The sequence below is a fragment of the Ancylobacter sp. FA202 genome (assembly GCF_000380205.1).
Lineage (GTDB): Bacteria > Pseudomonadota > Alphaproteobacteria > Rhizobiales > Xanthobacteraceae > Ancylobacter.
In genome coordinates this window covers 1,065,961-1,079,081 of the sequence record NZ_KB904818.1, presented here as the reverse complement: position 1 = coordinate 1,079,081, position 13,121 = coordinate 1,065,961, and the positions used below count along the sequence as shown (strand labels likewise).

The window sequence follows — 13,121 nt, the reverse complement described above, 5'->3', positions numbered from 1 at the left end:
CGATCTGCGCTCAGCCTCGGACGCCTCGCGCCGCGCGGCGCTGACCCAGTTCGAGGCCGACGCCCATCGCATCGCCGAACAGCGCGGCCTCGGCGTGGACATCTCCGCGTCTCACGAGGTGGCGACTGTTCCCTGCTACCCCGACATTCAGCGGCAGCTGGGCGATGCCGTCGCCTCGCTCGGGGCGCGGGCGCCGCTGCTACCTTCCGGCGCCGGCCATGACGGGCAGGCGATGGCAAAGCTCTGCCCGGTCGGCATGCTGTTCGTGCGCTGCACGGGCGGCATCAGCCATAACCCGGCGGAATATGCGTCGCCCAGCGACATGGGGATGGCGGCAGCGGCCCTCATCCGTTTCATCGAACGGTTTCAACAGCCCCCTTCCAAGGGTGGCACAAGCGGAGCACAGACGTGAGCAGTTCCGGCGACACTGACAGGCTGGCGCGCGAGGTCGATTTCCTCAAGGCACTGGTGCGCGTACCCAGCGACAACCCGCCGGGCGACTGCGCCCCCCATGCCGAGATCGCCGGCCAGCTGCTGGAAGAGCTGGGCTTCGAGGTGCCGTGATCATCGCCATCGGGTTCAACGCCGAGGGGCGGCGCGAGGTGCCGTGGCTCGCGATCGGGATCTCCGAGGCGGGGCCGATGTGGACCGAGTTTTCGCGCCGCTGATGCGCCGGGGCCTGCGCGGGGTGAAACTGGTGGTCTCCGATGCCCATGGAGGCATCAGGGCGGCGATCTCGAAGGTCTTCAGCCATCTGGCAGCGCATCGGGTGCACTTTGACGCAATGCCCTGGCCCATGCAGGCAAAAGCGGCGGCGGATGGTCTCGGCCTTCATCTCCACGCTTTCGCCCAGGAAGCCGCTGAGGCGGCCAGGCTGCAATGGCGCACCGTTGCCGATCAAATTCGACCCAAGGTCCCGAAGCTGGCCACTATCATGGAGGAGGCCGAACATGACGTATCGTCGCCGCCCGCGCCAGCTCCACCACTTGCTGCGACACGATCAATCTTGTTCGTTGCAACCGGTTGCAATTCGTGTCGACAGATTGGTGGGACAGTGGGGCATGATGCGGGTGGCCGCCCAGTACCTAGACCAAACTACGCCTCTCCTGCTCGGGCACGGCCACTTCACGAGCGTGTCACCGGGCGTGACGGAGGTCTTGGTTGAGGTCGTCACGGGGGGGGGCGGTCAGGGGTTGGTGGCTTAGCGAGGGCAGGGCGAGGATGCTCGCGACCTCATAGTGGTCGCCGTCGAAACCCGCTTCAGACCGGTCAATCGCCTCCTGTGGGAGTGTCAGGGATTTCGTGTGCGGGGCGGCGGGTTGAAGCTCAGGCCGCCATGGCCCTTGTGAAACGCTCCCCGAAGAGAGCGGCGAATTGGCCTTTCACCATGACCCATTCACGAGGTGGCATTTTCCACTCCTTTTCCGAACGGTTCAAGACGAGGAATGAGGAGCTTCATCGCGGCCTCGTCGGTCGGGAAGTGGCCGCTTGCCCGCACGGCGCGGCGCGGCTTAGCGTTCAGCGCCTCGATCGCATTCGTCGTGTAGAGAATGCGGCGGACGCCGGCCGGGAAGGCATAGAACGGAACGACCTCGCCCCAGGCCCGTCGCCAGCTCTGGCCGATAGCTGGGTAGCGGCAGCCCCACTCGCTTTCCTCGAAGGCCCCGAGCGCGACCTCGCCGGCAGCGGCGTCCACGGCACGATAAATGCCCTTCAGCGCCGCGGCGTGACGCGCCCTGGCACGGTCGAGCTGCGCATCCCCAAGCTGAGGAAGGGCAGCTACTTCCTGGGCTTCCTCGAGCCGCGCCGAATGGCCCAGGTGTCGCGGCTCTGCGAGTAGATTGACGAACGGTCCAAGCCTTCCTCGATCGTCCCATCGAGGGCGACTGGCCCTATCCGGGATCGACGCGACCTATGTGAAGTTGCGCCAGGCCGGCCGGATCGTCTCGGTGGCGTTGATCGTCGCCGTCGGCGTCAACAGCGACGAAAGGCGCGAGGTGCTGGGCATGGATATCTGCCTCTCTGAGGCCGAGACCTTCTGGACCGGTTTCCCGCGCAAGCTGCCGCGGCGTGGCCTGCGCGGGGTGAAATTCGTCGTCTCCGACAGCCATGAGGCATCAAGGCGGCGGTCTTGAAAGTCCTCACCGCGACCTGGCAGCGCTGCCGCGTCCACTTCATGAGGACCGCGCTCGCCCATGCCGGCCGCTTGGGACGGCGCTCCATCTCGGCCTTCATCGCCAAGGCGTTTTTGCCCAGGATGATGCTCCCGCCGCCAGCCAGCAACGGCGCTGGGTCGCCAATCAGTACAGGCCGACGGTCGCCAAGCTCGCCGCCCTGATGGACACAGCCGAGACCGACGTGCTGGCCTACATGACCTTCCCGACGCAGCATCGCGCCAAGCCGCACTCAACAAACCCGCTGGAGTGCCTCAACGGCGAGATCAAGCGCCGCACTGAGGTCGTGGGCATCTTCCCCAACGAGGCCGTCATCACCTTGCCCGTCGGCGCGATCCTGCTCGAACAGAACGATGAATGGGCCGTCCAGCGTGCCCGCTACATCACGCTAGAAAGCACGCGCCGATCAGCGATGATCCCATCGTCAGCCTGCCAGCCGTGGCCGCCTGACCAGCCCGGCCAAGCCGGCATCGAGGTGGCTCCGTGAACCTACACCACCATCCGGGACACGACCCTTCGTTCCTGAAACACCACGACCTGCCGCTCGATGAGCCGTCGTGGCAACTGCCACGACAACGCCGTGGCCGCGAGTTTTTTCAACCTGCTTTCGTGATCGATGCCTTGGAACTGGCTCAGCACGAGCGCCGATCTGTGCACCATGGTTGGTTGGTGCATCATTCGGATCTCGGTTCGCAATATATCAGCACCCGCTATACCGAGCGCCTCGGAGAGGCGGGCATCGAATTCTCCGTCGGCAGCATGGGTGATAGCTATGACAACGCTCTCGCCGAGACGATCAAAGGACTCTGAAAAGCCCAGCTGATCCAGCGGCGCGGGCCGAGGCGATCATTTGAAGCCGTCGAGTTCGCAACACTGACTTTGATCGACTGGTTCAACAAAAGCCGGTTGCTGGAGGCCATAGGCAACACCCCACCGGCCGAAGCCGAAGTGCGCTACTTACGCTATGCTGGATGAGCTACGCTATGCGGGATGAGCCTGCCATCGAGGCATGGCTCAAACGAAACGGCCTTCGGCCAAGACGGGGCGGTTCAGCCTTTACAGATCGGGGCACGCAAAAATGACTGTTCTTCTTACCGGTGGCGCCGGCTACGTCGGCTCGCATGTCCTGTTCGGCTGTCTCGGGGCCGGACTTGATGTGGTGGTGCTCGACGATTTCTCCAACAGCTCCCCCGAGGCGCTTGAGCGCGTGCGGGAACTCGCCGGCGGCGACATCGCCGTTTACCGAGGCGATGTGCGGGACGGCAAAGTGCTGGGAAGCATCTTCGCCGACCACGCCATCACCTCCGTGCTGCATTTTGCCGGCAAAAAGGCCGTAGGCGAGAGCGTGAACCGCCCGCTCGACTATTACGACATCAATGTCGGAGGCAGCATGAGCCTCTTGCGCGCCATGACGCGGGCCGGGGTGTTCCGGCTGGTGTTTAGTTCTACCGCCTCGATATATGGCGAGGGTGGGCACATGCCTCTAACCGAGGCGAGCCCGGTGGGCGAGCCGGCCAGCCCCTATGGCCGCTCGAAACTGATGGTCGAGCGCGTGCTCACCGATCTCTGCCGCGCCGACCCGCGCTGGTCGGTCGGCGTGCTTCGCTACTTCAATCCCGCCGGCGCGCATCCCAGCGGACGTATCGGCGAGGACCCGCTCGGGGTTCCGTCCAATCTGATCCCGTATGCCATGCAAGTGGCGGTGGGGCGCCGCGCCGAACTCCTAGTCTTCGGGGACGATTACCCTACGTCAGATGGTACTGGGGTGAGGGACTACATACATGTGATGGATCTGGCGCAGGGCCATCTCTCTGCCTTGACGTACTTGATGGGTCACAAAGGCCATCATGTCTGGAATCTCGGCACCGGGCGGGGCCATTCGGTGTTCGACGTCATTCACGGCATCGAGCGCGTGACCGGCAAGCCGCTTCCCCGGGCTATGGCACCGCGGCGCGCCGGGGATATCGCGCAATATTGGGCCGATCCGGCGTTGGCTGCCAGGGAGCTCGGCTGGCGCGCGACACGCGGCCTCGACGAAATCCTTGTGGACCATTTGCGCTGGCAAGTGCAGAATAGCGAGGGATATGCGCCGCGCGTGGCGGACGCGGCTCGATAGCCGCACCATCATGGCTGAAGGCCGAGTTCAGCCCAGCAGTCGCTTCCCCCGGTCGAGGTCGGCCCTGGCAATCGCCCGCAGCCCCCGCGCTTCATAGCGTCGAGCACCGCAGCCCCGCACCAGAGATCCGCGTCGAACCGCTTCAGTTCCAGCACGGCCGGCCAGGCGAGGCCATAAGCAATTGTGTTGTGCTCGCGCCGCGTGGCCGCGAGATTGCCCGTCAGGTCGTCCGGGAACAGCCCTCCAGTTCCTCCAATATGCTCCACACGCATAGAATCCTGCAGGCATGGCGAGCCTACCAAATAGGGAACGCCCTTGCTGAGAACCCGCGTACGACTTCGTACACCTCGGGGTCCGGCCCGTCATCGGCGACGATGATGTCGATATCCTACCATATCCCGCTCTCTCAGGCGGCACAGCAAGGCCGCGAGCGGGCGGGGACGCTTTTAGGAGGGGATGAGGAGCGTCAGGCCGCGCTCACCGATCAACGCGTCGGACATGGCGGGAGCCGAATCTGCGGGACGTGCCGCGCCTCTAGAATCCATGATTTCCCTTTGCTCAACAGAGGTGAAGACAGAAGCCGGGTCTCGGCCCGGCGGGACCACGCCGCGGCCAGCCTGTTTCCGCTTCGACCATCATGGCCTAGGTGTTTGATCCCGGGCTTTGATGGTGCAGTCTTTTCGTAGAGATGGAACGATGCGCTATGGGCCAGGTTCACCACGGGACCGCCACGACGACAGCGCTGGTCCGTCGAGCGATACAGCATAGTCAAGAGAGCCTGAGGGCGCTGGCAAAGTGCTGCTGCGGCATCAACCAGAAGACGGTCGCGAAGTGGAGGAAGCGGACCTCGGTCACTGACCTGCCGACTGGTCCGAGGGCCCCGACATCGACGGTTCTGTCGATCGAGGAGGAGGCCATCATCATCGCCTTCCGCCGACATACGTTGCCGCCGCTCGACGACTGCCTCTATGCCTTGCAGGCGACGATCCCGCATCTGACGCGTTCATCTCTGCATCGCTGTCTGCGGCGCCACGGCATCAGCCGGCTGCCGGAGGTGGAGGGCGGCAAGGAGCCGATAGGGCCGTTCAAGTCCTATCTGTTAATTTCCGTCGAGAAGTGACCCGGGCTGATGATGGTCTTCGGGTCAGGTGGCGGTCAAGTTTCGAGGCTTCATGACGCATGGCGCGCCTCTCTGGCTCGGCGCAGGGTGTCATAGCGTTCGACGTTGGCTGCGGCTCGGTGGTCAACGTGAGGGCGGCAGGGGCCGGGATCGTTGGCGTGGTCAGCGGCGTACCGTCGATCAGACGGTGCAGCCGGTTGATGATGTGGTCTTGGTCGGTACGCCCGCTTGCAAGGCCAGCTAGACGGCTGTGAGCACGACCTGCTCGTCATGCTGGAGGACCAGGGACAGGACTTTCACCATCTCGCGGTCACCGCCTGGTCGCTTGAGCAGGTGCTGCTGCAGGGACCGAAAGGACGGTGGCATATGCGCGAAGGGAGCGCCATTGCGTAGGGCGCCGGGCTTGCGCTGGACCACGGCCAGATAATGGCGCCAGTCATGGACGGTCCGGCTCTGGCGATCATGGGAGCGAGCAAAGACCCTTTGATGCTCGCAGATCGCCTGCCCCTCAGCGACGACCACGATCCGGTCGGGATAGACCCGCAGGCTGACCGGGCGGTTGGCGAAGGACGCCGGCACTCTGCAGCGATTGCGCTCGAGATGGACGAGACAGCTCGGGGAAACGCGTTTGGCGTGCTCGACGAAGCCGTCGAACAGCCGGGGGACCGCCATCAGGTGCCGGATCTCCTCGCTCCACACATCAGTGATCGAGACAGGCTGCGATCCGTGCTGGGTCTGTGACCACAGCTCCCGGCACCGGGTCTCCAGCCACTCGTTCAAGGCCTCCAGCGAGGGGAAGTTCGGCATGGGTTGCCATAGCCGATGGCGGGCATCCTGCACGTTCTTCTCGATCTGCCCCTTCTCCCAGCCGGAGGCTGGATTGCAGAACTCCGCCTCAAACAGGAAGTGGCTCACCATGGCCGAGAAGCGGATGTTGACCTGGCGCACCTTGCCCCGGCCGACTTTGTCGACGGCTGTTCGCATGTTGTCGTAAATGCCCCGCCGCGGCACGCCGCCCAGAACCCGGAAGGCGTGGTTATGGGCATCGAACAGCATCTCATGGGTCTGGAGTGGGTAGGCGCGCAGCATGAAGGCGCGGCTGTAGGACAGCTTGACGTGGGCGACTTGCAGCTTGGTGCGCTCGCCGGCGATGATCGCCCACTCCTCAGACCAGTCGAACTGGAAGGCCTCTCCGGGCACAAAAGCCAGCGGCACGAAGCTGCCGCGGCCGCGGGTCTGCTGCTCGCGCAGCCGAGCGGCCTTCCAGTCCTGGGCGAACGCGGCTACCCGGTTGTACGACCCCTCATAGCCGAGCGTCACCAGATCGGCGTGCAACTGCTTGACCGTGCGCGTGTGCTTGCGCGACTTGCCGCCCTCGACCCGCAGCATCGCCGCCAGCTTGTCCGCATAGGGGTCGAGCTTGCTCGGGCGCTCGGGAACCTGAAACCGCGGCTCGACGCTGTCCGCCCGCAGATACTTACGCACTGTGTTCCTCGAGAGCCCCGTACGGCGGGATATCTCTCGGATTGAACGATGATCCCGGTAATGCCAGCGTCTGATGACCCTCAATAACTCCATGTCGATCACTCCGCTATCCCCCGGGCATGCCGCGTGAGACGTGGTGAAAACATGGGTCACTTCTCGATGGAAAAATCCGTCCCTGCCGGGTCAACTCTCAATGGAAATCAACAGCCAAGTAATTGGCGAGGAGACCCACATCCAGGGCATCTCGACCCGCTCGGTCGATGACCTGGTCAAGGCAATGGACATGAGCGGCATCTCCAAGAGCCAGGTGTCGCCGTTCTGCGAGGAGATTGACGAACGGGTCCAGGTCTTCCTCGATCGTATAGAGGGCGACTGGCCCTATCTCTGGATCGACGCGACCTATGTGAAGGCGCGCCAGGCCGGCCGGATCGTCTCGGTGGCGGTGATCGTCGCCGTCGGCGTCAACAGCGACGGAAGGCGCGAGGTGCTGGACATGGATATCGGCCCCTCCGAGGCGGAGACCTTCTGGACAGGTTTCCCCGCAAGCTGGCGCGGCGTGGCCTGCGCGGGGTGAAGCTTGTCGTCTCCGACAGCCGTGAGAGCATCAAGGCGGCGGTCTCGAAAGTCCTTACCGCGACCTGGCAGCGCTGCCGCGTCCACTTCATGAGGAACGCACTCGCCCATGCCGGCCGCTCGGGACGGCGCGTCGTCTCGGCCTTCATGGCCACGGCGTTTGCCCAGGATGATGCTCCCGCCGCCAGCCAGCAATGGCGCAGGGTCGCCGATCAGCTTAGGCCGACGGTCCCCAAGCTCGCCGCCCTGATGGACACAGCCGAGACCGACGTGCTTGCCTACATGACCTTCCCGATGCAGCACCGAGCCAAGCTTCACAGCACCAACCCGCTGGAGCGCCTCAACGGCGAGATCAAGCGTCGCACCCGAGGTCGTCGGCATCTTCCCCAACGAGGCCGTCATCACCTTGCCCGTCGGCGCGATCCTGCTCGAACAGAACGATGAATGGGCCGTCCAGCGTGCCCGCTACATCACGCTAGAAAGCATCGGGCCGATCAGCGATGATCCCATCGTCAGCCTGCCAGCCGTGGCCGCCTGACAACCCGGCCAAGCCGGCAACGCGGTGGCTCCGCGAAGTTACACCACCATCAGGGACACGACCCCAGACGACTTCCCCGCTGCGCCGCATGTCGTTCGTTGCAACTGGTTGCAATCCTCGGAGGTAGGTGCGTGCCATTTCATGCATTCGCAGCCAATCCCGGCATCCCGCCCCGACCGGGCTGCCCGTTGCAACTGGTTGCACTCGATGCGCAGACGAACTCTCAGTCTGATGAACCGCGCTCTGACCTGCACGCTGAGGCGCAGACGACGTTCCACGCTTCAACGCATGTCGTTCGTTGCAACTGGTTGCAATCCTTGTCGAGGGAATTGGCGGGCAGCGAGGCGGGATGCGACGAGGACGCAGACCAAACCTCCCCACCTCTTTGCTCGGGCAGGGGCAGTTCACACCGCCCATCGCTGTGAGGCGCGCGCAAAGATTGGGCGTAGCGTCATGGTGTGAAGCGTGGAAAGCCATGGATAGGTCCATGGAAGCCGCGCATTTCCTGCCTTTCGCGCGGGCAGGCCCGGTCCGAAGTCCAAAGACTTCACCGGCCAGCAGGCCAGAGAAAGTGACATGGCGGATGTTGCCCTGAACGTGCCATTCCCTGCATTCGCGACCAGTCGCTTTATCCCCATCCCGACCGGGCTGCCGTTGCAACTGGTTGCAATCCTCGTCGAAGAGAACGTGGGCAGCGGGGCGGGATGCGACGAGGATCACGACGTGACCAAACCTGCCCCCTCTTCGCTCGGGCACCGGTCAGTTCACACCGCTAATCTCTTTGAGGCGCCCGTAACGATGGGGCGTAGCGTCGTGGCATTGCGCGGGTTGTTAGAAAAGAGCCCCGACGCCGATCTTCTGCGAGAGGTGATCGGCTTTGCCGCGCAGCGCCTGATGGCGAGGAGGGCGGCGGCCTTAACCGGCGCCGGCTTTGGCGAGAAGAGCCCGGAACGGCAGGCACAGCGTAACGGATAACGCGAGCGCGACTGGGAGATGCGCGCCGGCACGGGAGTTACGCATCTCGACCCGCTCGGTCGACGACCTCGTCAATGGGGTAGAGGTGGGTGCGTGCCATTTCGTGCTTTCGCAACCAATCCCGCCCCGACCGGGCTGCCCGTTGCAACTGGTTGCACTCGATGCGCAGACGAACTCTTAGTCTGATGAACCGCGTTCTGACCTGCGCTGAGGCGCTGACGACGTTCCACGCTGCACTGCATGTCGGTCGTTGCAACTGGTTGCAATCCTTGTCGAGGGAATTGGTGGGCAGCGGGGCGGGATGCGACGAGAACGTAGACCAAACCTCCCCACCTCTTTGCTCGGGCAGGGGCAGCTCACACCGCCAATCGCTGTGAGGCGCGCGCAACGATGGGGCGTAGCGTCGTGGTGTTAAGCGTGGAAAGCCATGGACGGGTCCATGGAAGCCGCGCATTTCCTGCCTTTCCCGTGGACCGGCTCGGTCCAAAGTCCCAAGACACACTTCACCGGCCAGCAGGCCAGAGAATGTGACATGGCAAATGTCACCATGTGCGAGCGTGACATTTTGTGACATCCGCGACCGACCGCGGCATCCACATTCCGATAAATTTCTCGCGCGCATGCGGCCCGGAGGATGTGCCATGGCAAAATGTCACCCTGTGCGAGCGTGCCATTTTGTGCCATCCCCGACCGATCGCAGCATCGGCATTCCGACGAAAATTCGCCCGCTTGCGGCGTAGAAGGTAGAAGATGACATAGATGGCACGTGCACCAGTGTGCCATTTCGTGCCATTTGCCCCTCGCCAATCGACACTAAGCACTCAGCACGATGAACGGCGAGGTCCCCCATGCCCCATCCCGCACCCATCCGCATCGGCATCGGTGGCTGGACCTTCGAGCCCTGGCGCGGGGTGTTCTACCCTGAAGGCCTGACCCAGAAGCGCGAGCTGGAATATGCCGGCTCGAAGCTCACCGCCATCGAGATCAACGGCACCTATTACGGCTCGCAGAAGCCCGAGAGCTTCGCCAAATGGCGGGCCGAGACGCCTGATGGCTTCGTCTTCTCGCTCAAAGGCCCGCGCTTCACCACCAATCGCCGGGTGCTCAGCGAGGCGGGTGAATCAATCGAGCGCTTTTTCAAAAGCGGCGTCACCGAGCTGAAGGAAAAGCTCGGCCCGGTGAACTGGCAGTTCATGGCCACCAAGAAATTCGACCCGGACGATTTCGAGGGCTTCCTCAAGCTGCTGCCCAAGCGCGTCGACGGCCATGATATCCGACACGCGGTGGAGGTGCGGCATGAGAGCTTCAGGACGCCGGACTTCATCGCCCTGGCGCGGGAGTACGGCGTCGCCATCATCCATGCCGGCGACAGCGATTTTCCTCTGATCCCCGATGTCACCGCCCCCTTCGTCTATGCCCGCATCATGGGAACGACGGAGGAGGAGGCGCATGGCTATGGCGACGCGGCGCTCGACGGCTGGGCCGACGCGGCGAAGGCATGGGCAAAGGGCGGGGCGCCGGCCGCTCTCCAGCCGGCGCTGCTCACCCCGCCCGCCGAAGCGATGCCGCGCGAGGTGTTCCTGTTCGTCATCTCCGGCTTCAAGCCGCGCAACCCCGCCGCGGCCATGGCGCTCATCGCGCGGGTGTGAGCGGCGCCGCGCACGCGCTGCCGGCCGATCAGCCGACAGCACGGCGCGTCCCCACCGAAAGCGGGGGGAGCTACTTGCGGGGCTACTTGCCGCCCGCCCACACCCAGTCGCGGATTTCCGGCATGTCGAGGCCGTGCGCGCGGATATAGCGGGCGTGTTCGGTCAGCTTGTCGCGGATCGCCTGCCGCACATGGGTGTTGGTCTTCAGCTGCGGCACCCGATCCAGCACATCGGCGACGAGGTGGAAGCGGTCGAGCCGGTTGCGCACCACCATGTCGAAGGGGGTGGTGGTGGAGCCTTCCTCGACATAGCCGCGCACATGCATGTTGTCGTGGTTGGTGCGGCGATAGGCGAGGCGGTGGATCAGCCAAGGATAGCCGTGATAGGCGAAGATCACCGGCTTGTCGGTGGTGAACAGCGCGTCGAATTCCGCGTCGGAAAGCCCGTGCGGGTGCTCGGATTTCGGCTGCAGCGTCATCAGGTCGACCACATTGACGACCCGCACCTTCAGCTCGGGGAAATAGCCGCGCAGCAATTCGGCGGCGGCCAGTGTCTCCAATGTGGGCACGTCGCCGGCGCAGGCCAGCACCACGTCGGGGTCGGTGCCGGCGTCGGTCGAGGCCCATTCCCACATGCCGATGCCCGTGGCGCAGTGCTTGATCGCGCTGTCCATGTCGAGCCATTGCGGCGCGGGCTGCTTGCCGGCGACGATCACGTTCACCCGGTTCCAGGAGCGCAGGCAGTGGTCGGTGACATAGAGCAGCGTGTTGGCGTCCGGCGGCAGGTAGACGCGCACGATCTCCGCCTTCTTGTTCACCACATGGTCGATGAAGCCGGGGTCCTGGTGGCTGAAGCCATTATGGTCCTGCCGCCAGACATGCGAGGTGAGCAGGTAGTTGAGCGAGGCGATCGGCCGGCGCCATTCCACTTCCTTGGAGGATTTCAGCCATTTGGCGTGCTGGTTGAACATCGAATCGATGATGTGGATGAAGGCCTCGTAGCAGGAGAACAGGCCGTGGCGGCCGGTGAGGAGATAGCCCTCCAGCCAGCCCTGGCACATATGCTCGGACAGCATCTCCATCACCCGGCCGCTGCGGGCGAGATGGTCGTCATAGGAGAGCGTTTCCGCCTCCCAGGCGCGGTTCGTTACCTCGAACAGCGCCTGCAGCCGGTTTGAGGCGGTCTCGTCCGGGCCGAAGACGCGGAAATTCTTCGAAGCCTCGTTTTCCTTCATCACGTCGCGCAGGAAGCAGCCCATCACATAGGTCGATTCCAGCTCGCGATCGCCGGGCCGGGCGACTTCCACCGCATAGTGGGTGAAATCCGGCAGCCGCAGCGGCCGGCGCAGCGCCCCGCCATTGGCGTGCGGGTTGGCGCTCATGCGCTTCACGCCCTCGGGCGCCAGCGAGGCGATCTCGGGCTTCAGCCGCCCGTCCGCGTCGAAAAGTTCTTCCGGCCGGTAGCTCTTCATCCAGTTTTCGAGCAGCACGAGGTGCTCGGGCTTCGACATGTCGGAGAACGGCACCTGGTGCGAGCGCCAGAAGCCTTCCGCCTTCTTGCCGTCGACGGTCTTCGGGCCGGTCCAGCCCTTGGGGGAGCGCAGCACGATCATCGGCCAGCGCGGGCGGTCGGTGGCGCCCCGCGTGCGCGCCGCCTCCTGGATCGCGCGGATCTTGCCGAAGGCCTCGTCGAACGCCGCCGCCATCGCCTGATGCATCGGCTCGGGGTCTTCGCCCTCGACGAAGATCGGGTCGTAGCCATAGCCCTGCATCAGCGCCGCCAGTTCCTCATGCGGGATGCGGGCGAGAATGGTGGGGTTGGCGATCTTGTAGCCGTTGAGGTGCAGGATCGGCAGCACCGCGCCGTCGCTGGCGGGGTTGAGGAATTTGTTGCCGTGCCAGGAGGTGGCGAGCGGGCCGGTCTCGGCCTCGCCGTCGCCGACCACGCAGGCGACGATCAGTTCCGGGTTGTCCAGCACCGCGCCATAGGCGTGGCTGAGCGAATAGCCGAGCTCGCCGCCCTCATGGATCGAGCCGGGGGTTTCCGGCGCGGCATGGCTGGGAATGCCGCCGGGAAAGGAGAACTGGCGAAACAGCCGGCAGAGGCCGCCTTCGTCGCGCGAGATGTCGGGGTACAGCTCGCTATAGGTGCCCTCAAGATAGGTCGAGGCCACCACGCCGGGCGCGCCATGGCCGGGGCCGGCCATGAACAGCACGTCGGCGCCGGTGTCGCGGATGACGCGGTTGAGGTGGACATAGAGGAAGTTCAACCCCGGCGTCGTGCCCCAATGGCCGAGCAGGCGCGGCTTCACATGGTCGAGGGTCAGCTTCTCGCGCAGCAGCGGGTTGGCGAGCAGATAGATCTGCCCGACCGAGAGGTAGTTCGCCGCGCGCCACCAGGCGTTCATGCGATCGACAAGAGCGGGGCTGAGCGTGTCTGTCGCCGGTTGGGTCGCCATTGCGAAGTCCTTTCCAGAACGGTTGCTGAGAAA

The 13,121-nt window shown here is 64.5% G+C and carries 7 protein-coding genes and 7 pseudogenes; 10 read left to right on the top strand and 4 right to left on the bottom strand.

Features of this window, described 5'->3' with window-relative positions; translation table 11 throughout:
* Nucleotides 1–94 precede the first annotated feature (94 nt).
* The 3 genes from A3M1_RS26835 (at nucleotide 95) to A3M1_RS27165 (ending at nucleotide 1,165) form a co-directional block, all read left to right on the top strand.
* Nucleotides 95–412, top strand: coding sequence for a M20/M25/M40 family metallo-hydrolase (locus tag A3M1_RS26835; protein WP_245261571.1), 318 nt, complete (start codon nucleotides 95–97; stop codon nucleotides 410–412).
* Nucleotides 409–564 carry a hypothetical protein gene (locus A3M1_RS26390; RefSeq protein WP_018387836.1) on the top strand — a complete coding sequence of 52 codons (156 nt, stop codon included), beginning with the start codon at nucleotides 409–411 and terminating at the stop codon, nucleotides 562–564. The genes A3M1_RS26835 and A3M1_RS26390 overlap by 4 nt, the downstream gene beginning before the upstream one ends.
* A 103-nt stretch (nucleotides 565–667) precedes the next feature.
* The gene (locus A3M1_RS27165) at nucleotides 668–1,165 is read left to right on the top strand and encodes a transposase (RefSeq protein ID WP_371258777.1); all 498 of its coding nucleotides are present in this window, start codon (nucleotides 668–670) and stop codon (nucleotides 1,163–1,165) included.
* Between the two features lie 161 nt (nucleotides 1,166–1,326).
* Here A3M1_RS27165 and A3M1_RS0104855 read toward each other — a convergent pair.
* Nucleotides 1,327–1,720: pseudogene (locus A3M1_RS0104855) on the bottom strand (transposase); the annotation flags it as partial.
* On the opposite strand from A3M1_RS0104855, the pseudogene A3M1_RS25775 reads away from it, so the two are divergent.
* The 3 genes and pseudogenes from A3M1_RS25775 (at nucleotide 1,616) to galE (ending at nucleotide 4,290) form a co-directional block, all read left to right on the top strand.
* Nucleotides 1,616–2,624: pseudogene (locus A3M1_RS25775) on the top strand (IS256 family transposase). The pseudogenes A3M1_RS0104855 and A3M1_RS25775 sit on opposite strands and share 105 nt — an antisense overlap.
* 156 nt (nucleotides 2,625–2,780) lie before the next feature.
* Nucleotides 2,781–3,149: pseudogene (locus tag A3M1_RS26385) on the top strand (IS3 family transposase); the annotation flags it as partial.
* Between the two features lie 103 nt (nucleotides 3,150–3,252).
* The gene (galE, locus tag A3M1_RS0104825) at nucleotides 3,253–4,290 is read left to right on the top strand and encodes a UDP-glucose 4-epimerase GalE (RefSeq protein WP_018387829.1); all 1,038 of its coding nucleotides are present in this window, start codon (nucleotides 3,253–3,255) and stop codon (nucleotides 4,288–4,290) included.
* Nucleotides 4,291–4,298: 8 nt separating this feature from the next.
* Here galE and A3M1_RS26380 read toward each other — a convergent pair whose 3' ends face one another.
* Nucleotides 4,299–4,562, bottom strand: a complete 264-nt coding sequence (locus A3M1_RS26380) for a hypothetical protein (protein WP_018964194.1) — start codon at nucleotides 4,560–4,562, stop codon at nucleotides 4,299–4,301.
* A 431-nt stretch (nucleotides 4,563–4,993) separates the two neighbouring features.
* On the opposite strand from A3M1_RS26380, the pseudogene A3M1_RS25770 reads away from it, so the two are divergent.
* Nucleotides 4,994–5,386 (top strand): annotated as a pseudogene (locus tag A3M1_RS25770) (IS481 family transposase); the annotation flags it as partial.
* Nucleotides 5,387–5,460: 74 nt separating this feature from the next.
* Here the strand turns inward: A3M1_RS25770 and istA are convergent.
* A pseudogene (gene istA, locus A3M1_RS0104805) lies at nucleotides 5,461–6,988 on the bottom strand (IS21 family transposase).
* 127 nt (nucleotides 6,989–7,115) lie between these two features.
* On the opposite strand from istA, the pseudogene A3M1_RS25765 reads away from it, so the two are divergent.
* The 3 genes and pseudogenes from A3M1_RS25765 to A3M1_RS0104780 form a co-directional block, all read left to right on the top strand.
* A pseudogene (locus A3M1_RS25765) lies at nucleotides 7,116–8,006 on the top strand (IS256 family transposase); the annotation flags it as partial.
* Between the two features lie 798 nt (nucleotides 8,007–8,804).
* A pseudogene (locus A3M1_RS26825) lies at nucleotides 8,805–8,978 on the top strand (IS256 family transposase); the annotation flags it as partial.
* Between the two features lie 851 nt (nucleotides 8,979–9,829).
* Nucleotides 9,830–10,630: a DUF72 domain-containing protein gene (locus tag A3M1_RS0104780; RefSeq protein ID WP_018387822.1), complete on the top strand. Its 801-nt coding sequence runs from the start codon at nucleotides 9,830–9,832 to the stop codon at nucleotides 10,628–10,630.
* 82 nt (nucleotides 10,631–10,712) lie between these two features.
* On the opposite strand, the gene A3M1_RS0104775 is transcribed toward A3M1_RS0104780, so the two are convergent.
* Nucleotides 10,713–13,088, bottom strand: coding sequence for a phosphoketolase (locus A3M1_RS0104775; protein WP_018387821.1), 2,376 nt, complete (start codon nucleotides 13,086–13,088; stop codon nucleotides 10,713–10,715).
* Nucleotides 13,089–13,121 lie beyond the last annotated feature (33 nt).

What these genes read in the sequence shown, in the direction of transcription:
- A3M1_RS0104775 (WP_018387821.1), bottom strand. Translation starts at nt 13,088, where the DNA reads ATGGCGACCCAACCGGCGACAGACACGCTCAGCCCCGCTCTTGTCGAT.
- galE (WP_018387829.1), top strand. Translation starts at nt 3,253, where the DNA reads ATGACTGTTCTTCTTACCGGTGGCGCCGGCTACGTCGGCTCGCATGTC.
- A3M1_RS0104780 (WP_018387822.1), top strand. Translation starts at nt 9,830, where the DNA reads ATGCCCCATCCCGCACCCATCCGCATCGGCATCGGTGGCTGGACCTTC.
- A3M1_RS26380 (WP_018964194.1), bottom strand. Translation starts at nt 4,562, where the DNA reads ATGCGTGTGGAGCATATTGGAGGAACTGGAGGGCTGTTCCCGGACGAC.
- A3M1_RS27165 (WP_371258777.1), top strand. Translation starts at nt 668, where the DNA reads ATGCGCCGGGGCCTGCGCGGGGTGAAACTGGTGGTCTCCGATGCCCAT.